The organism is Pseudomonas sp. SMV7 (assembly GCF_052041995.1).
Taxonomy (GTDB): domain Bacteria; phylum Pseudomonadota; class Gammaproteobacteria; order Pseudomonadales; family Pseudomonadaceae; genus Aquipseudomonas.
In genome coordinates, this window is the sequence record NZ_JBKGGT010000003.1 from 202,211 (window position 1) to 222,187 (window position 19,977).

At 63.3% G+C, this 19,977-nt stretch carries 19 protein-coding genes; 7 read left to right on the plus strand and 12 right to left on the minus strand.

Annotated features, from left to right (window positions below):
• The first annotated feature begins 87 nt into the window (after positions 1 to 87).
• On the plus strand, positions 88 to 1,707 hold the full coding sequence (locus ACLEJP_RS05670; protein ID WP_440804816.1) for an MFS transporter: 1,620 nt from the start codon (positions 88 to 90) through the stop codon (positions 1,705 to 1,707).
• 197 nt (positions 1,708 to 1,904) lie between these two features.
• On the opposite strand, the gene ACLEJP_RS05675 is transcribed toward ACLEJP_RS05670, so the two are convergent.
• Genes ACLEJP_RS05675 through glyQ form a run of 4 tightly spaced genes read right to left on the minus strand, consistent with a single transcriptional unit; the run spans position 1,905 to position 6,266 of the window.
• On the minus strand, positions 1,905 to 2,690 hold the full coding sequence (locus ACLEJP_RS05675; RefSeq protein ID WP_440804817.1) for a lysophospholipid acyltransferase family protein: 786 nt from the start codon (positions 2,688 to 2,690) through the stop codon (positions 1,905 to 1,907).
• A gap of 46 nt (positions 2,691 to 2,736) precedes the next feature.
• On the minus strand, positions 2,737 to 3,264 hold the full coding sequence (gene gmhB / locus ACLEJP_RS05680; protein WP_440804818.1) for a D-glycero-beta-D-manno-heptose 1,7-bisphosphate 7-phosphatase: 528 nt from the start codon (positions 3,262 to 3,264) through the stop codon (positions 2,737 to 2,739).
• 3 nt (positions 3,265 to 3,267) lie between these two features.
• On the minus strand, positions 3,268 to 5,322 hold the full coding sequence (gene glyS, locus ACLEJP_RS05685) for a glycine--tRNA ligase subunit beta (protein ID WP_440804819.1): 2,055 nt from the start codon (positions 5,320 to 5,322) through the stop codon (positions 3,268 to 3,270).
• The gene (glyQ, locus tag ACLEJP_RS05690; RefSeq protein ID WP_023377955.1) at positions 5,319 to 6,266 is read right to left on the minus strand and encodes a glycine--tRNA ligase subunit alpha; all 948 of its coding nucleotides are present in this window, start codon (positions 6,264 to 6,266) and stop codon (positions 5,319 to 5,321) included. Before glyQ ends, glyS begins: the two co-directional genes overlap by 4 nt.
• Positions 6,267 to 6,349: 83 nt before the next feature.
• Between glyQ and ACLEJP_RS05695 the strand changes: the two genes are divergently transcribed.
• Both ACLEJP_RS05695 and ACLEJP_RS05700 read left to right on the plus strand, forming a co-directional pair.
• Positions 6,350 to 6,901, plus strand: a complete 552-nt coding sequence (locus ACLEJP_RS05695) for a DNA-3-methyladenine glycosylase I (RefSeq protein WP_440804820.1) — start codon at positions 6,350 to 6,352, stop codon at positions 6,899 to 6,901.
• 41 nt (positions 6,902 to 6,942) lie between these two features.
• Positions 6,943 to 7,830, plus strand: a complete 888-nt coding sequence (locus ACLEJP_RS05700; protein ID WP_170027565.1) for a lysophospholipid acyltransferase — start codon at positions 6,943 to 6,945, stop codon at positions 7,828 to 7,830.
• Positions 7,831 to 7,889: 59 nt separating this feature from the next.
• On the opposite strand, the gene ACLEJP_RS05705 is transcribed toward ACLEJP_RS05700, so the two are convergent.
• The 5 genes from ACLEJP_RS05705 to def are packed head-to-tail and all read right to left on the minus strand — an operon-like array spanning position 7,890 to position 12,413.
• On the minus strand, positions 7,890 to 8,198 hold the full coding sequence (locus ACLEJP_RS05705) for a tetratricopeptide repeat protein (protein WP_440804821.1): 309 nt from the start codon (positions 8,196 to 8,198) through the stop codon (positions 7,890 to 7,892).
• Positions 8,199 to 8,209: 11 nt separating this feature from the next.
• The gene (gene trkA / locus ACLEJP_RS05710) at positions 8,210 to 9,583 is read right to left on the minus strand and encodes a Trk system potassium transporter TrkA (RefSeq protein WP_440804822.1); all 1,374 of its coding nucleotides are present in this window, start codon (positions 9,581 to 9,583) and stop codon (positions 8,210 to 8,212) included.
• A 23-nt stretch (positions 9,584 to 9,606) separates the two neighbouring features.
• Positions 9,607 to 10,917 carry a 16S rRNA (cytosine(967)-C(5))-methyltransferase RsmB gene (rsmB, locus tag ACLEJP_RS05715; protein WP_440804823.1) on the minus strand — a complete coding sequence of 437 codons (1,311 nt, stop codon included), beginning with the start codon at positions 10,915 to 10,917 and terminating at the stop codon, positions 9,607 to 9,609.
• Positions 10,914 to 11,846, minus strand: coding sequence for a methionyl-tRNA formyltransferase (gene fmt, locus ACLEJP_RS05720; RefSeq protein WP_440804824.1), 933 nt, complete (start codon positions 11,844 to 11,846; stop codon positions 10,914 to 10,916). The genes rsmB and fmt overlap by 4 nt, the downstream gene beginning before the upstream one ends.
• A gap of 60 nt (positions 11,847 to 11,906) precedes the next feature.
• Complete coding sequence (gene def / locus ACLEJP_RS05725; RefSeq protein ID WP_225779845.1) at positions 11,907 to 12,413, minus strand: peptide deformylase; 507 nt, start codon at positions 12,411 to 12,413, stop codon at positions 11,907 to 11,909.
• A 207-nt stretch (positions 12,414 to 12,620) separates the two neighbouring features.
• Between def and dprA the strand changes: the two genes are divergently transcribed.
• Positions 12,621 to 13,718 carry a DNA-processing protein DprA gene (gene dprA / locus ACLEJP_RS05730; protein WP_440804825.1) on the plus strand — a complete coding sequence of 366 codons (1,098 nt, stop codon included), beginning with the start codon at positions 12,621 to 12,623 and terminating at the stop codon, positions 13,716 to 13,718.
• Between the two features lie 42 nt (positions 13,719 to 13,760).
• Complete coding sequence (locus ACLEJP_RS05735; RefSeq protein WP_225779847.1) at positions 13,761 to 14,318, plus strand: L-threonylcarbamoyladenylate synthase; 558 nt, start codon at positions 13,761 to 13,763, stop codon at positions 14,316 to 14,318.
• Between the two features lie 137 nt (positions 14,319 to 14,455).
• On the opposite strand, the gene ACLEJP_RS05740 is transcribed toward ACLEJP_RS05735, so the two are convergent.
• Positions 14,456 to 15,433, minus strand: coding sequence for an NADPH:quinone reductase (locus ACLEJP_RS05740; RefSeq protein ID WP_440804826.1), 978 nt, complete (start codon positions 15,431 to 15,433; stop codon positions 14,456 to 14,458).
• Positions 15,434 to 15,567: 134 nt separating this feature from the next.
• Between ACLEJP_RS05740 and hemF the strand changes: the two genes are divergently transcribed.
• On the plus strand, positions 15,568 to 16,479 hold the full coding sequence (hemF, locus tag ACLEJP_RS05745) for an oxygen-dependent coproporphyrinogen oxidase (RefSeq protein ID WP_440804827.1): 912 nt from the start codon (positions 15,568 to 15,570) through the stop codon (positions 16,477 to 16,479).
• Between the two features lie 25 nt (positions 16,480 to 16,504).
• Positions 16,505 to 17,329 carry a shikimate dehydrogenase gene (gene aroE / locus ACLEJP_RS05750; protein WP_440804828.1) on the plus strand — a complete coding sequence of 275 codons (825 nt, stop codon included), beginning with the start codon at positions 16,505 to 16,507 and terminating at the stop codon, positions 17,327 to 17,329.
• A 42-nt stretch (positions 17,330 to 17,371) separates the two neighbouring features.
• Here the strand turns inward: aroE and ACLEJP_RS05755 are convergent, their stop codons facing one another.
• The gene (locus ACLEJP_RS05755) at positions 17,372 to 18,937 is read right to left on the minus strand and encodes a SulP family inorganic anion transporter (protein ID WP_440804829.1); all 1,566 of its coding nucleotides are present in this window, start codon (positions 18,935 to 18,937) and stop codon (positions 17,372 to 17,374) included.
• Positions 18,938 to 19,039: 102 nt separating this feature from the next.
• Positions 19,040 to 19,969, minus strand: coding sequence for a choline ABC transporter substrate-binding protein (gene choX, locus ACLEJP_RS05760; RefSeq protein ID WP_440804830.1), 930 nt, complete (start codon positions 19,967 to 19,969; stop codon positions 19,040 to 19,042).
• Between the last annotated feature and the right edge of the window lie 8 nt (positions 19,970 to 19,977).

Genomic DNA, 19,977 nt, shown 5'->3' on the forward strand with positions numbered 1-19,977 from the left:
GCAAGAACCGGCGGCTTGCGGTCGAAAGCCGCCGACAGTGGAACAACAACAATAATCACTGTGGCCTGCGGGCCGAGGACAGCAACGATGTCGGATTACATCCACGAGCAGAGTGCGACGGCCAGCAGCCCCAGCCGTCGTGAAGAACGCAAGATCATTTTCGCGTCATCCCTCGGGACGGTTTTCGAGTGGTATGACTTTTTTCTCTATGGCGCGCTGGCTGCGGTCATCAGCAAGCAGTTCTTTGCTGGGGTAAACGACACCACTGCGTTCATCCTGGCCTTGATGGCCTTCGCCGCCGGCTTCCTGGTCCGGCCGTTCGGTGCATTGGTGTTCGGCCGTCTGGGCGACATGATCGGACGCAAGTACACCTTCCTGGTCACTATCGTGCTGATGGGCCTGTCCACCTTCGCCGTCGGGCTGTTGCCCACCTACGCCAGCATCGGCATTGCCGCACCGATCATCCTGGTGGTCCTGCGCATGCTGCAGGGGCTGGCGCTGGGCGGTGAGTACGGCGGTGCGGCGACTTACGTTGCCGAACACGCTCCGCCGGGCAGGCGTGGCTTCCATACCGGTTTCATCCAGTCCACTGCCACGCTCGGCCTGTTGCTGTCGCTGGTGGTCGTGCTCGGCAGCCGCTATATCAGTGGCAATGAGTTCGAAACCTGGGGCTGGCGCCTGCCATTTCTGTTGTCGATCGTGCTGCTGGGCATTTCCACCTGGATCCGCCTGAGCATGCACGAGTCGCCGGCCTTCGTGAAAATGAAGGCCCAGGGCAAGGTCAGCAAATCGCCGATCCGTGAGTCGTTCACCTCCTGGCCTAACCTCAAGGTGGTGCTTACCGCCTTGTTCAGCATCAACGCCGGGCAAGCGGTGACCTTCTACACGGCGCAGTTCTATGTACTGTTCTTCATGACCCAGATGCTGAAGATGGACCCGGCCCAGGCCAACACCCTGTTGATCATCAGCGTGGTGATCGGCGCACCGTTCTTCGTGTTCTTCGGCTGGTTGTCGGACCGTATAGGCCGCAAGCCAATCCTGATGCTTGGGCTGCTGCTGGCCACCGTACTGTATTTCCCGCTGTTCAAGGCGCTCAGCCATTACGCCAACCCACAGATCGACGCCGCCAGCCGTCAGGCGCCGATCGTGGTCACTGCCGACCCGCAAGGCTGTACCTTCCAGTTCGACCCGGTAGGCAAGGCGCGTTTCGACAGCCCGTGTGACAAGGTCAAGACTTTCCTGGTCAAGCAGGGCCTGCCCTACAGCTCGGTGGATGTTGCCGGCAGCGATGTGGTGGTCAACATCGGTGACAAGACCATCAACGGCTTTGACGAAGCGGCCATGCGCGCGGCGGTGGAGCAGGCCGGCTACCCGGCCAAGGCCGACCCGTCGCAGGTCAACCAGGTGATGGTGGTGGTGCTGATCGTGGCGATGATCCTGATCGCCACCATGACCTACGGCCCGCTGGCGGCGGTAATGGTCGAACTGTTCCCGACCCGCATCCGCTACACCTCCATGTCGCTGCCCTACCACATCGGTAACGGCTGGTTTGGTGGCTTCCTGCCGACGGTGTCGTTCGCGCTGGTGGTGTATACCGGGGATATTTTCTATGGGCTGTGGTACCCGGTGCTGGTGACCGGGGTCAGCCTGGTGGTGGGAATCTTCTGCCTTAAAGAAACCAAGGACGTGGATATCGACAAGGTCTGACGGCAAACGCGCAAGGGCGCCCCTTCTCAATCCCTATAAAAAAACCGGCTGTAAAAGCCGGTTTTTTTATGCCCCGAAAAAACTTATGCACGATTTTCAGAAAAACGTCATACAGAAAAATAAGTAACTAATTCAACGATTTAGCTATTACTTCAGGCATCTCATCCAAAAATTGCACACAAGTTATCCACAGATGATCAGGCGATTTGTTCCTGAGGGTTTTCTTCCGCTGGCGGCAGCGAACCCATTGCCCGCTGGGTTGCTTCATTCCATGCTGCGGCGCGGTCGTTGAGCTCGGCGATTGCACGAGGCCCGGTACCATTGGCGTACATGGGTTCGCCAATCACCACCTCGATGGTTCCCGAACGTTTGCCCCAACCCGTCTTTGGCCAGAATTTACCCGCGTTGTGCGCGATCGGCAGCACCGGCAGCCCGGCATTCACCGCCAGCGCAGTACCCCCACGGGAGAACTTGCCAATGGTACCGAACGGTACGCGGGTACCTTCGGGGAAGATCAGCACCCAGGTTTTCTGCTTGAGCAACTCATCGCCCTTGCTCGCCACCTGGCGCAGGGCTTCCTTGGGGTTGTCACGATTGATCGCGATCGGCCGCAGCATGGCCATGGCCCAGCCGAAGAACGGCACGTACAACAGCTCGCGCTTGAGCACCTGGCTCAGCGGCGAGAAGTACTGGGAAAGGAAGAAGGTTTCCCAGGTGCTCTGGTGGTTGGACAGGATCACGCAAGGCTCATCCGGCACGTTTTCGGCGCCGGTGACCTTGTAATCGATGCCCAGGATGGTGCGCACCAGGAACAAGGCGCAGCGGCACCAGTACACGTTGATGAACGTGTAGCGCTTGGGGAAGGACAGGAACGGCGCGACGAAGAAGCTCAGCGAGCACCACAGCAGCGAACTGGTGCCCAGCAGCAGGTAAAAAAGAAAGATTCTGATCGCCTGCAGGATCGACATAGTGGCTTGTACCATTGCGGGGCATGCCCGCCTGAGAAAAATGCGCCCGAAGGCGCACTGTTTAAATTAGTTCTCTGGCGATAGCTGCCAGATCGTCGAAAATCAGTGTAGTTTCCGGGACACCTTTTTCCAGGGTCCGCTCGCCCTTGCCGGTTTTCACCAACACCGGTTGGGCACCGACAGCCAAGGCAGCCTCCAGGTCACCCTTGCTGTCGCCGACGAACCAGACGCCTTCAAGGCCGACCTGGTAATGCTCGGCAATTGCCCGCAGCATGCCAGGCTTGGGTTTACGGCAATCGCAGCCTTCGTCCGGCCCGTGCGGGCAATACACGATGAGGCCCACCTCGCCACCTTGCTCGGCCACCAGTTCGCGCAGGCGCGTGTGCATGGCCTCGAGGGTGGCCAGCGGGTAGTAGCCGCGGGCAATGCCGGACTGGTTGGTGGCGACAGCCACCGTCCAGCCCGCCTTGCTCAACTGCGCGATCGCTGCGACCGAGCCAGGGATCGGAACCCATTCTTCCAGCGTCTTGATGTAGGCGTCGGAGTCATGGTTGATCACCCCGTCACGGTCGAGAATCAGCAGTTTCAAGGCTTACCCCAGCAGCGAGATGTCGGCCACGCCCAGGAACAGGCCGCGCAGGCGGCTGAGCAGGGCATAACGGTTGGCACGGACCTTGGCATCCTCGGCGTTGACCATCACCGCCTCGAAGAAGGCGTCGACCGGATCACGCAGGGCTGCCAGGCGGGCCAGCGATTCGCTGTACTGGCGTGCAGCTGCCATCGGTTGCACGGCCTGGTCGGCCTGCTGGATGGCCGAGTACAGGGAGAACTCGTTGGCGTTGTCGAAGTACTTCGGCTCGACCTGCTCGGCGATGGCGCCTTCGGCCTTGCTCAGCAAGTTCGAAACACGCTTGTTCACCGCAGCCAGGGCCTCGGCTTCCGGCAGCTTGCGGAATGCCTGCACAGCCTGCACGCGCTGGTCGAAGTCCAGCGCCGAGCGTGGCTGCAGGGCCCGTACCGACAGGTAGGTAGCAACGTCGATGCCTTCGTCTTCGTAGCGCGCACGCAGGCGGTCGAAGATGAACTCCAGCACCTGTTCGGCCAGGCCGGCAGCCTTGACCTTGGCGCCGTACTGCTTGACCGCGAAGTCGACCGCAGCGGTCAGGTCCAGGTCCAGCTGCTTCTCGATCAGGATGCGCAGCACACCCAGGGCGGCACGGCGCAGGGCGTACGGGTCCTTGCTACCGGTGGGCAGCATGCCAATACCGAAGATGCCGACCAGGGTATCGAGCTTGTCGGCAATGGCCACGGCAGCGCCGGTGAGGGTCTGCGGCAGCTCGGCGCCAGCACCGCGCGGCATGTACTGCTCGTTCAGGGCCAGGGCGACGTCTTCCGGCTCACCGTCGTTGAGCGCGTAGTAGTAACCGGCGACACCCTGCATTTCAGGGAATTCGCCAACCATCTCGGTGGCCAGGTCGCATTTCGACAACAGGCCGGCGCGCCCGGCGCGCTGGGCGTTGCCGCCGATCAGCGGGGCGATGAAGGCAGACAGCTTGGAAACGCGCTCGGCCTTGTCGTACACGGTACCCAGCTGAGCCTGGAAGACCACGTTCTTCAGGCGCTCGTTGAAGGTTTCCAGCGGCTGCTTCTTGTCCTGCTTGAAGAAGAACTCGGCGTCGGTCAGGCGTGGACGCACGACCTTCTCGTTACCCTGCACGATCTGCTTCGGGTCACGGCTCTCGACGTTGGCCACGGTGATGAAGCGCGGCAACAGCTTGCCTTCGCTGTCCAGCAGGCAGAAGTACTTCTGGTTGTCCTGCATGGTGGTGATCAGGGCTTCTTGCGGCACTTCGAGGAAACGCTCCTCGAACGAGCACACCAGCGGTACCGGCCACTCGACCAGGGCGGTCACTTCGTCCAGTAGCGCCGGCGGCACGATGGCGGTACCTTCCTGTTGCATGGCCAGCTCGGCGGTACGCTTGCTGATCAGCTCGCGGCGCTCGGCGAAGTCGGCCAGCACGTAGGCTTTGCGCAGGTCTTCGACGTAGTTGCCCGGAGTGGTGATGAGCACGTTTTCCGGGTGGTGGAAGCGGTGGCCACGGGATTCGCGGCCAGCCTTCTGCGACAGGATGGTGCAGTCGACCACCTGGTCACCCAGCAGCATCACCAGCCATTGGGTCGGGCGTACGAACTCTTCACGGCTGGCCGCCCAGCGCATGCGCTTGGGAATCGGCAGGTCGTTCAACGAGTCTTCGACGATGGTCGGCAGCAGGCCGGCAGTGGCCTTGCCTGGAATGTGCTGGGAGAAGCGCAGCTTGGGGCCGCTCTGGTCGATTTCGGCCAGGTCCACGCCGCACTTCTTGGCAAAGCCCAAGGCCGCCTGGGTTGGCTCGCCTTCGGCGTTGAATGCCGCCTGCACGGGCGGGCCGTCAATGTTGATGCTGCGGTCAGGCTGCTGCACGTCCAGCTGGCGGATCAGCACGGCCAGGCGGCGCGGCGCGGCATAGACCTGCTTGCCGGTGTAGTTCAGGCCGGCGGCCTGCAGGCCTTTCTCGATGCCGGCCAGGAAGGCTTCGCCGAGGCTGGCCAGGGCTTTCGGTGGCAGCTCTTCGGTGCCCAGTTCTACCAGGAAATCTTGAGCACTCATTGTGCAGCCTCCAGCTTCGCCAACACTTCGTCACGCAGTTCAGGGGTGGCCATCGGGAAGCCCAGGCGTGCACGGGCTTGCAGATAGCTTTGCGCCACGTCCCGGGCCAGGGTACGTACACGCAGGATGTAGCGCTGGCGCTCGGTTACCGAGATGGCGCGGCGGGCGTCCAGCAGGTTGAAGGTGTGCGAGGCCTTCAGGACCATTTCATAGGTCGGCAGCGGCAGCTCCAGCTTGATCAGGCGGTTGGCTTCGCTTTCGTAGAAATCGAACAGCTCGAACAGTTTCTCGACGTTGGCGTGTTCGAAGTTGTAGGTCGACTGCTCCACTTCGTTCTGGTGGAACACGTCGCCGTAGGTGACCTTGCCGAACGGGCCGTCGGCCCACACCAGGTCGTACACCGAGTCGACGCCCTGGATGTACATGGCCAGGCGCTCCAGGCCGTAGGTGATTTCACCGGTGACTGGGTAGCACTCGATGCCGCCCACCTGCTGGAAATAGGTGAACTGGGTGACTTCCATGCCGTTGAGCCAGATTTCCCAGCCCAGGCCCCAGGCGCCCAGGGTCGGCGATTCCCAGTTGTCTTCGACGAAGCGAATGTCGTGCACCAGCGGGTCCAGGCCAATGGCTTTCAGCGAGCCGAGGTACAGCTCCTGGAAGTTGGCCGGGTTCGGCTTCAGTACTACCTGGAACTGGTAGTAGTGCTGCAGGCGGTTGGGGTTTTCGCCATACCGCCCGTCGGCAGGGCGACGGCTAGGCTGCACATAGGCGGCGTTCCAGGTTTCTGGACCCACTGCGCGCAGGAATGTAGCGGTGTGGAACGTGCCGGCGCCTACTTCCATATCGTAGGGCTGAAGCACCACACAACCTTGCTCGGCCCAGTAGTTCTGCAGGGCGAGGATCAGGTCTTGGAAGGTACGCACGGCTGGCGTAGGCTGGCTCACGAAATTCACCTGTATCTGGGGATGCGGATGTAAAGAGCGGGAGTATAACCTGATTCGCCTCGCCCTCTACTCATTGGAGCCTTATGCCACGCTGCTTTTGGTGTACCGACGATCCGTTGTACCAGGCCTACCATGACCAGGAATGGGGAACGCCCCAGCGCGACCCGGCGTTGCTGTTCGAGATGCTTTTGCTCGAAGGGTTCCAGGCCGGGCTTTCCTGGATCACCGTTTTGCGCAAACGCGAGCGTTATCGCGAGGTGCTGTATGGCTTCGATCCCGTGCAACTGGCGGCCATGAGCGACGAGCGGATCGAAGCGCTGATGCAGGACGCCGGCATCATCCGCAACCGCCTCAAGCTCAAGGCCGCGCGGCGCAATGCCCAGGCCTGGCTGGCTGTGGATAACCCTGCGCAATGGCTCTGGTCGTTCGTCGGCGGGCAACCGAAGATCAACCATTTCACCAGCCGCAGCGAGGTGCCAGCGGTAACCGAGGAGGCCAAGGCCATGAGCAAGGCCCTGCAGAAGGCCGGCTTCACCTTCGTCGGCCCGACCATCTGCTACGCCTTCATGCAGGCCACCGGCATGGTCATGGACCACACCACCGATTGCGATCGCTACGCCGCCTTGTTGCGCTGAGGGGTTACAATGCGCGCCTTGCTGAAATAAGGAATTCGCCTGTGGAAAAGTTCAAGGGCGCCCTGATGGTCGGGGTGCTGCGTCTGTTTGCCAAGCTGCCCTGGGGCGCTGTGCAGCGCGTTGGCGCGGGTATCGGCTGGCTGATGTGGAAAATCCCCAATGGCTCGCGCAATGTCGTGCGCATCAACCTGGCCAAGTGTTTTCCCGAGATGGACCCGGCCGAGCGTGAGCAGCTGGTCGGCCGTGCGCTGAAAGATATCGGCAAATCCTTCGTCGAAAGTGCCTGTGCCTGGATCTGGCCGCCGCAACGCTCGCTGGCGCTGGTCAAGGAAGTGCATGGCCTGGAAGTGCTGGAGCAGGCCCTGGCTTCGGGCAAGGGGGTGGTCGGCATCACCAGCCACCTGGGCAACTGGGAAGTGCTGAATCACTTCTACTGCAACCAGTGCAAACCGATCATCTTCTACCGCCCGCCGAAGCTCAAGGCGGTGGACGACCTGCTGCGTGAGCAGCGGGTGCAGATGGGCAACCGCGTGGCGCCTTCGACCAAGGAAGGCATTCTCAGTGTCATCAAAGAAGTGCGCCGTGGCGGTCAGGTGGGCATTCCTGCCGACCCGGAACCGGCGGAGTCGGCTGGCGTGTTCGTGCCGTTTCTCGGGACCCAGGCGCTGACCAGCAAGTTCGTGCCGAACATGCTGGCCGGTGGCAAGGCGGTGGGAGTGTTCCTGCATGCCCTGCGCTTGCCGGACGGTTCGGGCTTCAAGGTGTTCCTCGAAGCGGCACCTGAGGAAATGTACAGCACCGATGTGACGGTATCGGCGGCGGCGATGAGCAAAGTGGTGGAGCGTTACGTGCGCGAGTACCCGAGCCAGTACATGTGGAGCATGAAACGCTTCAAGAAGCGCCCGGCTGGGGAGCCGCGCTGGTATTGAGATCCTGGGGGCGCTCCGCGCCCCCTTTCGCGATGGGCTGCAGGGCAGCCCCGGCTACCTCAAGCCTTGTTCAGCTTCTTGAGGAACACGGCCATCTCTTTCTCGGCCTGTTTGTCGCCGTGCGCCTGTGCCGCCACGATCCCCTCCTCCCAGGCCTTGCGCGCCGCTGCCAGGTCGCCCTGCAACAGATACGCCTTGCCCAGCAGCTTCCACGCCGCCGAGTATTTCGGGTCCTGCTCCACGCACTGCGCCAGGTGCACGGCTGCTTCTGCGCCATTGCCCTCGTCCAGCCAGGCCTTGCCCAGGCCAAACCTCAGCAAAGGGTTATCCACACCCTTGGCCAGCATCTTTTCCAGCGATTCGCGCATGCCTTGTCTTCCTAGAAGAAACTCAAGCCGACGTGGAACAGCTTCTCCACATCGCGGATATGCTTTTTATCCACAACGAACAGGATCACGTGGTCGCCTGATTCGATGCGGGTGTCGTCGTGGGCGATGATCACCTCTTCGGCGCGAATGATCGCGCCGATGGTGGTGCCCGGCGGCAGGGCGATGTCTTCGATGGCCTTGCCGACCACCTTGCTCGACTTCGCATCCCCGTGCGCCACTGCCTCGATGGCTTCCGCCGCCCCGCGGCGCAGGGAGTGCACGCTGACGATGTCGCCCCGGCGTACATGCGCCAGCAGGGTGCCGATGGTGGCCAGCTGCGGGCTGATGGCGATGTCGATCTCGCCGCCCTGCACCAGGTCGACGTAGGCCGGGTTGTTGATGATGGTCATCACCTTGCGCGCACCCAGGCGCTTGGCCAGCAGCGACGACATGATGTTGGCTTCGTCATCGTTGGTCAGGGCCAGGAAGATGTCGGCGTCGGCGATGTTCTCCTCGAGCATCAGGTCCTTGTCCGAGGCGCTGCCCTGCAGCACCACGGTGCTTTCCAGGGTGTCGGAAAGGTGCCGGCAACGGGCCGGGCTCATCTCGATGATCTTCACCTGGTAACGGCTTTCGATGGCTTCGGCCAGGCGCTCGCCGATCTGCCCGCCGCCGGCGATGACCACGCGCTTGTTGGTCTCGTCGATGCGGCGCAGTTCGCCCATGACCGCGCGGATGTCCTTCTTCGCGGCGATGAAGAACACTTCGTCGTCGGCCTCGATCAGCGTGTCACCCCGTGGCGTGATGGGGCGGTCGCGGCGGAAGATGGCCGCCACGCGGGTGTCGACATTGGGCATGTGGGCACGGATCTGGCGCAGTTGCTGGCCTACCAGTGGGCCGCCGTAGTAGGCCTTTACCGCCACCAGCTGGGCCTTGCCTTCGGCAAAGTCGATCACCTGCAGCGAGCCGGGGTGTTCGATCAGGCGCTTGATGTAGTTGGTCACAACCTGTTCCGGGCTGATCAGCACGTCGACCGGGATATGGTCGTTGTCGAACAGCTCTTCGCGGGTAAGGTAGGCCGATTCGCGCACCCGGGCGATCTTGGTCGGGGTGTGGAACAGCGAATAGGCCACCTGGCAGGCGACCATGTTGGTCTCGTCGCTATTGGTCACCGCCACCAGCATGTCGGCGTCGTCGGCGCCAGCCTGGCGCAGCACCGTGGGCAGCGAGCCGCGGCCCTGCACGGTGCGGATATCCAGGCGGTCGCCCAGGTCGCGCAGGCGGTCGCCGTCGGTGTCGACCACGGTAATGTCGTTGGCTTCGCTCGCCAAGTGCTCTGCCAGCGTCCCGCCTACCTGCCCTGCACCGAGGATGATGATCTTCATCCGCTACTCCCTACCTTGTTTTCCTATCCGCGCGAAGCGGCGATCTTGATCAGCTTGGCATAGTAGAAGCCGTCGTGGCCGCCCTCCTGGGCCAGCAGCTGGCGGCCATGGGGCTGACGCAGGCCGGCCGTGGTGGCCAGGTCCAGCTCGCGGGCGCCAGGCGTGCGGGCGAGGAACGCGTCGATCACTTCGGTGTTCTCGGTAGGCAGGCTGGAGCAAGTGGCATACAGCAGCATGCCGCCGACTTCCAGGGTCGGCCACAGGGCGTCGAGGAGTTCGCCCTGCAGCGTGGCCAAGGCCGGAATGTCTTCGGCCTGGCGGGTCAGCTTGATGTCCGGGTGCCGGCGGATCACGCCGGTGGCCGAGCACGGTGCGTCGAGCAGGATGCGCTGGAACGGCTTGCCATCCCACCAGTTGGCGGTGTCGCGGGCGTCGCAGGCGATCAGCTCAGCGTCGAGCTGGAGGCGGTCGAGGTTCTCGCGCACCCGGCTCAGGCGCTTGGCTTCGAGGTCGATGGCCACCACCTGGGCCAGCCCAGTTTCGGCCTCCAGCAAGTGGCAGGTCTTGCCGCCGGGTGCGCAGCAGGCATCCAGCACGCGCTGGCCGGGGGCCAGCTCCAGCAGGTCGGCGGACAGCTGCGCGGCTTCGTCCTGCACGCTCACCCAGCCTTCTGCAAAGCCCGGCAGGCCACGCACATCGCAGGCTTCGGCCAGCACGATGCCGTCACGGCTGTACTGGCAGGCGCTGGCGCCAATGCCCGCCTCGGCCAGCAGCGCCAGGTAGGCGTCGCGGCTGTGGTGTCGACGGTTGACCCGCAGGATCATCGGCGGGTGGGCGTTATTGGCGGCGCAGATGGCTTCCCACTGCTCCGGCCAGAAGGCTTTCAGCGATTTTTGCAGCCAGCGTGGATGGGCGGTGCGCACCACCGGGTCACGCTCCATTCCAGCCAGCAGTTCCTCGCCCTCGCGTTGGGCGCGACGCAGCACGGCATTGAGCAAACCCTTGGCCCAGGGTTTCTTCAGCTTGTCGGCACAACCCACGGTTTCGCCGATGGCGGCATGCGCCGGAATACGGCTGTAGAACAGCTGATACAAACCGACCAGCAACAGCGCCTGGACATCGGCGTCAGCGGCTTTGAACGGCTTCTGCAGCAGCTGCGCGGCCAGCAGATCGAGGCGCGGTTGCCAACGTGCGGTGCCAAAGGCGAGGTCCTGGGTCAGGCCACGGTCGCGCTCATCGACCTTGTCCAGCTGCGCCGGCAGCGAGCTGTTCAGCGAGGCTTTGCCGCTGAGTACGGCGGCCAGGGCGCGGGCGGCAGCGAGGCGTGGGTTCATTGGCCCAGCACCTTGCCACTGGCGAATTTCTCGCGGCGGCTGTTGAACAGGTCGCTGAAGTTCAAGGCCTTGCCGCCGGGCAGCTGCAGGCGGGTGAGGCTCAGCGCCTGGTCACCGCAGGCGACCACCAGGCCGTCCTTGCTGGCCGACAGGATCTCGCCCGGCGCACCCTGGCCGGCGGCCAGGCTGGCGGCCAGTACTTTCACGCTCTCGCCATCGAGGGTGCTGTGGCAAACCGGCCATGGGTTGAAAGCACGGATCAGGCGCTCCAGCTCGACCGCCGGGCGGCTCCAGTCAATGCGGGCTTCGTCCTTGTTCAGCTTGTGCGCATAGGTGGCCAGGCTATCGTCCTGCAGTTCTCCCTGCAGCGAGCCGTCGGCCAGGCCGGCGATGGCCTGCACCACGGCGGGCGGGCCCATTGCGGCGAGGCGGTCATGCAGGCTGCCGCCGGTGTCTTCGGCACTGATCGGGGTGACCACCTTGAGCAGCATCGGGCCGGTGTCGAGGCCTGCTTCCATGCGCATCACGGTCACACCGCTCTCGGCGTCGCCGGCTTCCACGGCGCGCTGGATCGGTGCGGCACCGCGCCAGCGTGGCAACAGCGAGGCGTGGCTGTTGATGCAACCCAGGCGCGGGATATCCAGCACCGCCTGCGGCAGGATCAGGCCATAGGCCACCACCACCATCAGGTCTGGCTTCAGCGCGGCCAGCTCGGCCTGGGCCTCGGCATTGCGCAGCGTCGGCGGCTGCAGCACCGGAATATCATGGGCCACGGCCAGTGCCTTGACTGCGCTCGGCATGAGCTTCTGGCCACGGCCGGCGGGGCGGTCGGGCTGGGTGTAGACGGCCACGATCTCGTACGGGCTGTCGAGCAGGGCCTTGAGGTGTTCGGCGGCAAACTCTGGAGTGCCTGCAAAGACGATGCGCATGGAGTTCTCGCTTCAAAAAAGAAAAAGGCTTGCCGGAGCAAGCCTTCTGGAAGGTCGGGATCAGGCTTGCTGGCGGTGCTGCTTTTCCAGCTTCTTCTTGATCCGGTCGCGCTTGAGCTGCGACAGGTAATCGACGAACAGCTTGCCGTTGAGGTGATCGAATTCGTGCTGCACGCACACCGCCAGCAGGCCTTCGCATTCCAGCTCGTAGGGCTTGCCGTCGCGGTCCTGGGCCTTGACCCGCACACGCAGCGGACGATCGACGTTCTCATAGAAACCCGGTACCGACAGGCAGCCTTCCTGGTACTGGCCCATGTCATGGGTCAGCTCTTCGACCGTGGGGTTGATGAAGACCCGCGGCTCGCTGCGGTCTTCGCTGAGGTCCATGACCACCACCTGCTTGTGCACATTCACCTGGGTGGCGGCGAGGCCGATGCCGGGGGCTTCGTACATGGTTTCAAACATGTCGTCGATCAGCTGGTGCAGAGCGTCGTCGAACTCCGTCACCGGTTTGGCGATGGTGCGCAGGCGCGGGTCCGGGAATTCGAGAATGTTCAAGATGGCCATAAGGTCAGGCGGTCACTGTGCGTTCGGTTGAAAACTGAGCACACATAATAAAGGGAAACGGGGATTTCAGCACCTGGCAAAGCTCGACTAGGATTTTCAAGGCCCGCTTATAGCCGGTTCGATGGACAGGTTGTCAAAGTGTTATCAACAAAGTTATCCACAACTTGTGCCACGTCGATGGCCCCGTTTCGATCAAGGATGATCCCCATGCCTAATTACCATTCGTCGCCTATTCCTCCTGCGGAACTGGAGGCCCGATTGCGCCTGCACCGCCTGCCGGAAACCGGATTGCGACGTTTTCGCAGCCTGCTGAAAACCTTTGGCAGTGCCTCGTCAGCTCTGTGCGCACCGGCCGGTGCCTGGCGTGCACTGGGCATACCGCAGGCCACCATCGATGCCCGGCGCAGCGCCGAAGTACGGGACGGCGCATTGGCTGCAATGGCCTGGCTAGAGGGCCCTGGCCAGCATTTGTTGATGTGGGACGGCCCTGGCTACCCGCCGTTACTGGCCGAGATCGACGATGCTCCGCCGTTGCTTTTCGTCGCTGGTGAGCCGGCCTTGCTCGAGCGCCCGCAGTTGGCGATCGTGGGTAGCAGGCGTGCTTCACCCCCGGCAATCGACAACGCTGGTGCATTTTCCCGTTACCTGGCGCAAGCCGGTTTTACCATCACCAGCGGGCTGGCCGTGGGTATCGATGGTGCCGCTCATCGGGCCGCATTGCAGGCCGGAGGAAGTACGATCGGCGTGCTCGGTACGGGGCTGCAAAAACTTTATCCACAGCGCCACAAGGCACTCGCGCAGGCGATGATCGAAAATGGCAGCACGCTGGTCTCCGAATACCCGCTGGATGCCGAGCCCTTGCCGGGAAACTTCCCGCGGCGCAATCGCATCATCAGCGGCCTGTCGCTGGGGGTGCTGGTTGTCGAGGCAAGCCTGGCCAGTGGTTCGTTGATCACTGCACGCCTGGCGGCCGAGCAAGGGCGCGAGGTGTATGCCATCCCCGGCTCCATTCACCACCCAGGGGCCAGGGGTTGCCACCAGTTGATCCGTGACGGCGCACTGTTGGTGGAAAGTGTGGAACAGATTCTGGAGAGCCTGCAGGGCTGGCAAAATCTGCCGCCAGCGGTTGTGGACAAGTTCGACCATCCGCTGCTTGCCCTGTTGCATGCTGCACCACAGACCAGCGAAAGCCTGGCGCATTGCAGCGAGCAGCCGCTGGCCGATGTGCTGGCGCAGCTTACCGAACTCGAGCTGGAAGGCCGGGTCAGCAATGAAGCCGGACGTTGGTTTGCCCGCGCGGGCTAAGTACACTGCTCGCAAGCAAGTTTGACAGGTGGAGTGACAGAAATGGTTAGCAGTTTTCGAGTGCAACAAGCCGCACGTGAAATCCGGGCGGGCGCGGTGATCGCCTACCCGACGGAAGCGGTCTGGGGCCTGGGCTGCGACCCGTGGAACGAGGACGCGGTGTATCGCCTGCTGGCGCTGAAGTCGCGGCCTGTAGATAAAGGGTTGATCCTGGTAGCCGACAACATCCGCCAGTTCGACTTCCTGTTCGAGGATTTCCCCGAAGACTGGATAGACCGCATGGGCAGCACCTGGCCGGGGCCGAACACGTGGTTGGTGCCGCATCAGGACCTGTTGCCAGAGTGGGTGACCGGGCAGCATGACACGGTGGCGCTGCGGGTCAGCGACCACCCGTTGGTGCGGGAGCTGTGTGCATTGGTGGGGCCATTGATTTCGACCTCGTGCAACCCCGGCGGCCGCCCGGCGGCCAAGACCCGACTGCGGGTGGAGCAGTACTTCCATGGCCAGCTGGACCTGGTGCTGGGTGGGGCGTTGGGTGGGCGGAAGAACCCGAGCGTGATTCGTAACCTGGCAACTGGCGAGGTTGTGCGTCCGGGCTGATAGCGCTGGCCAGGGCTTGCCTTGCCTTTGGATTTGCAGCGCCTGTGAGACCGAGCGCCGTCCGCGCGGCACTCAGTCTCACAGGCGCTGCAAACCGCAAGGCGTACACATCGTCGCCCTAACGCACTCCCAACCAATCAAGGCAACAATACCGTCGACCCCACCGTCCTGCGCGCCGACAGCTCCGCCTGCGCCTTGGCCGCCTCGCTCAGCGGGTACCGCTGCTGGATATCCACAACCAGCTTGCCACTGCCAATCATCGCAAACAGATCATCAGCCATGGCCTGGGTGTTCTCGGCATTGTTGGCATAGCTCGCCAGGGTCGGCCGGGTCACGTACAGCGAACCCTTCTGCGCCAGGATGCCCAGGTTCACCCCGCTCACCGCGCCCGAGGCATTGCCGAAACTTACCATCAAACCACGCGGCTGCAGGCAGTCCAGCGAGGTCAGCCAGGTGTCGGCGCCCACCCCGTCATACACCACCGGGCATTTCTTGCCGTCAGTCAGCTCCAACACCCGCTTGGCCACGTCCTCATGGCTGTAGTCGATGGTCGCCCACGCCCCCAGCGTCTTGGCCCGTGCGGCTTTCTCGGCAGAACTGACGGTGCCGATCAGCTTGGCCCCCAGCGCCTTGGCCCACTGGCACGCCAACGAACCCACGCCGCCGGCCGCTGCATGGAACAGGATCACGTCGCCTGGCTTCACCGCGTAGGTCTGCTTCAACAGGTACTGTACGGTCAATCCCTTGAGCATCACCGCCGCCGCCTGCTCGAAGCTGATGTTGTCAGGCAGTTTGACCAGGTTGGCCTCCGGCAGTGTATGCACTTCGCTGTACGCACCCAGCGGGCCACCGGCATGGGCGACGCGGTCGCCGACCTTCAGGCGGGTCACGCCCTCGCCCACCGCCTCGACCACACCCGCCGCCTCGGTACCCAGCCCGGAGGGCAGCGATGGCGGTGCATACAGCCCGCTGCGGTAGTAGGTGTCGATGAAGTTCAGGCCGATCGCATGGTTACGCACACGCACCTGCTGCGGCCCGGGCGGAGCGGGTTCGAATTCCACAAACTGCAGCACTTCCGGGCCGCCATGCTGGCTGAACTGGATACGCTTGGCCATCTCGCACTCCTGTAGTCGGGATCGGGAAAGGCCTTCTATCGGACGCCTTTGCTTGATCGCCGTCAACTGCGGCACGCGCGCTGGCGGTGGTATGCTACGCGGCGAATTATTCCCTGCCCGTTCCTGGTGACCCGATGACTAGCCGCACCGAGGCCGTGAAAGCCTATCTGCTCGACCTGCAAGACCGCATCTGCTCTGCCCTCGAAACAGAAGACGGCGGTGCCTGCTTCGTCGAGGACGCCTGGGTGCGCGAGGCCGGTGGCGGCGGCCGTACACGGGTGATCGGCGACGGCAAGGTGATCGAGAAAGGCGGGGTCAATTTCTCTCACGTATTCGGTGCCGGCCTGCCGCCGTCGGCCAGCGCCCATCGCCCCGAACTGGCGGGGCGTGGCTTCGAGGCCCTGGGCGTGTCGCTGGTGATCCACCCGCACAACCCGCATGTGCCTACCTCCCACGCCAACGTGCGCTTCTTCATTGCCGAAAAGGAAGGTGAAGAAGCCGTGTGGTGGTTCGGCGGAGGTTTCGACCTGACCCCCTATTACGGCAACGAGGAAGACTGTATCCACTGGCACCGCGTGGCCGAGCAGGCCTGCGCGCCGTTCGGTGCCGACGTGTACCCGCGCTACAAGGCCTGGTGCGACCGTTACTTCCATCTCAAGCACCGTGGCGAGCCGCGCGGTATTGGCGGGCTGTTCTTCGATGACCTGAACGAATGGGACTTCGATACCTGCTTTGCCTTCGTGCGCGCCATTGGCGATGCCTACATCAACGCCTACCTGCCGATCGTCCAGCGTCGCAAGAACACGCCATACACCCCGCAACAGCGCGAGTTCCAGGAATACCGCCGTGGCCGCTATGTGGAGTTCAACCTGGTCTACGACCGTGGCACCCTGTTCGGTCTGCAATCGGGCGGGCGTACCGAGTCCATTCTCATGTCGCTGCCGCCGCAGGTCCGCTGGGGCTACGACTGGAAGGCCGTGCCCGGCAGCGAGGAAGCACGCCTGACTGAATATTTCCTGCAGGACCGTGACTGGCTCGGCCAGTAAGCCTGTGCACAACGAAGGAACCGCCATGGACCAGTACGTCGTTTTCGGTAACCCCGTCGGCCACAGCAAGTCGCCGCTGATCCACCGCCTGTTTGCCAAGCAGACCGGTGAGGACCTGGAATACGCTACCCTGCTGGCGCCGTTGGACGAGTTCAGCGATTGTGCACGCGGCTTTTTCAAGCAAGGCAGCGGCGCCAATGTCACCGTGCCGTTCAAGGAAGAGGCCTACCGCCTGTGCGACAGCCTGACCCCACGCGCCCAGCGCGCCGGCGCGGTGAATACGCTGAGCAAGCTGGCCGACGGTACGCTGCAGGGCGACAACACCGATGGCGCTGGCCTGGTGCGTGACCTGACGGTGAATGCCGGGGTCGAGTTGGCAGGCAAGCGCATCCTGATCCTCGGTGCTGGCGGCGCCGTGCGTGGCGTGCTGGAGCCGCTCCTGGCGCACAAGCCGCAGTCGCTGGTCATTGCCAACCGCACCGTGGAAAAGGCCGAGCAGTTGGCGCGGGAGTTCGATGCGCTAGGGCCGGTGGTGGCCAGCGGTTTCGCCTGGTTGCAGGAGCCGGTGGATGTGATCATCAATGCCACCTCGGCGAGCCTGGCCGGCGAGTTGCCGCCGATTGCCGACAGCTTGGTCGAAGCGGGTCGCACGGTTTGCTACGACATGATGTATGGCAAAGAGCCGACACCGTTTTGTCAGTGGGCGCAGAAGCTGGGGGCGGCAAAAGTGCTGGATGGGCTGGGGATGCTGGCTGAGCAGGCGGCTGAGGCATTCTTCGTCTGGCGTGGGGTGCGTCCGGATACGGCGCCTGTTTTGGCTGAACTGCGCCGACAGCTCGCTCGGGGCTGAAATCGCGGGGCTGCGTAGCAGCCCCAAAATATCAACCCAAGCTCACTCCTCAAACCGGATCGGACACAGCTCCGCCCCTTCCAGCTTCTGCAATTCCTCGATCACCTGCGGCCTGGCCCGATGCAGTGTCAGGCTCCCCCCTGCCCGGCGCAGCCGCCGCGCCTCGCGGTGCAACATATCCACACCCGAGTAATCGATGAAGTTCACTTGCCGCGCGTCGATCACCACATGCGGCCCCTGGCAGCGCTGCAAGCGCACCTGCAGGTAATGCGCGGCACCAAAGAATATCGACCCGCCGACTCGCAGCACATCCGCCTCGCCTTCACGGCTCTGCTGAACCCGTGGCCGCGAGGTACGCTTCAGATAGAAGAACAGCGACGCCAGCACCCCTGCATAGATCGCCGTCTGCAGCTCCAGCAACAACGTCGCTGCCGCCGTCAGTGCCATGACCAGGAATTCCGAACGGCTGACCCGGAACAGCGCGCGAATCGCGCGGTGGTCCACCAACCCCCAGCAGATCAGCAGAATGCTGCCGGCCATGGCCGGTATCGGCAGATGCGCAATCAGCCCGGCCCCGGCAACGGCGAACAGCGCCACCCACAGCGCCGAAAACACCCCGGCCAGGGGCGAGCGGGCGCCAGCGTCATAACTCAGCCCGGAGCGGGTGAAGGAGCCGGAAGACAGGTAACCGGAGAAAAACGCACCGACGATGTTCGACAGGCCCTGTGCGCGTATTTCCTGGTCTGCATCGACCAACTGCTCCGAACGTGCTGACAACGAGCGGGCGATCGACAGACTGGTAACCAACCCGAGCATGCCCACCGCCACGGCACTGGGCAGCAGGCGCAGGATCAGCTCCACATCCAGCAAGGGCAGCGGGCTGAACGGCGGTAGCTGGCCGGTGAACGCTGGCACGCGCGGCACATGGCCAAACACGCCGGGCAGCAACCAGGCCAGCAGGCTGACCAGCATCAGGCTGAGCAACAGGCTCGGCCAGCGTGGGCGCCAGAGCTTGAACACCACGCCGATCACCACGGTGGCCAGGCCCAGCACCAAGGAAGGCAAGTCTACCTCACCGGCGTGGTTGGCCAGGTCCTGCACGGTCTTCAGCGCAGTGGCCTGGCTGGGCAGGTCCATGCCCAGCAGGTTGGGTAACTGGCCCAGGGCAATGACGATGGCAGCGCCCAGGGTGAAGCCAAGCACCACGGAATGGGAGACGAAGTTGACCAGCGCGCCGAAGCGCAAGAGCCCAAGCAGCAACTGGAAGAGGCCGCCAAGGAAGGTCAGCAGTAGTACCAGGGTTACGTAGTCGGCGCTGCCGGCCACGGCCAGCGGGCTGATGCTGGCGTAGAGCACGATGGAAATGGCGGCGGTCGGGCCACAGATCAGGTGCCAGGACGAGCCCCACAGGCAGGCGATCAGCACCGGCACGATGGCGGCGTACAGGCCGTATTCGGCAGGCAGGCCGGCGATCAGGGCATAGGCGATGGATTGTGGCAGGGCGAGGATGGCACCGCTCAGGCCCACCAGCAGGTCCTGACGCAGGCTGCGGCCCGATTGGCGCGGCAACCAGGTGAGGAAGGGCAGCAGGTGGGCGAGGCGATGCATGCGATATCCAGGTTTCCGAAGATGCACTGTCCCCCGTGGGGGCGGGTTTACCCGCGCATGCTCTAACGCATCCGTGGGTGAACCCGCTCCCACAGGATCGGTTTAGAGCTTGGTTTTTACTGCTTTGGCAGCATCCTCGCCACCTTTGCTGCTGACCCCGGCCAACCACTGATCCAGCACTTCGGGATGTGCCTTCACCCAGGCCTTGGCCGCTTCGTCGACGCTGATCTTCTTGTCCACAACCTCAGCCATGATGGTGTTCTCCATATCCAGGGTGAACTTCAGGTTCTCCAGCAGCTTCGCCGCATTCGGGCAGGCTTGTGGATAACCCTTGCGGGTCAAGGTATAGACGTCGCCTTTGCTGCCGAACCACTGTTCCCCACCGGTCAGGTAATGCATTTTCAGCTTCACGTTCATCGGGTGCGGGGTCCAGCCAAGGAAGGTGATGAACTGCTGTTTTTTCACCGCCCGGTCGACCTGCGCCAGCATTGCCTGTTCGCTTGACTCCACCAGTTTCCACTGGCCAAGGTTGAATTCATTCTTGTCGATGATTTCCTTCAGCGACAGGTTGGCCGGGGCCCCGGAGCCAATCCCGTAAAGCTTCTTGTCGAACTGGTCGGCGTGTTTCTGCAGGTCGACAAAGTCCTTCACTCCGGCATTCCACACATAATCGGGCACTGCCAGGGTGAACTCGGTTCCTTCCAGGTTGCGCGACAGCTGCTTTACGTCGCCATTGGCGATGAACTTGTCATGAAAGCCCTGTTGCGCAGGCATCCAGTTACCGAGGAAGGCATCGATGCGGCCATCTTTGAGGCCGCCATAGATGATCGGTACAGCCAGGCTGTCGATCTTGACCTGGTAACCCAGGCTTTCCAGCAGCAGGCGGGCCACGGCGTTGGTCGAGGCGATGTCGCTCCAGCCCGGGTCGGCCAATTTAACGGTAGTGCATTGCGTGTCGCTGTCGGCGGCGTAAGCGGTGCCCACGCCCAGGCTCATGGCCAGGGCGAACACGGCGGCGGAGAACTTATGCATGGCGGCCT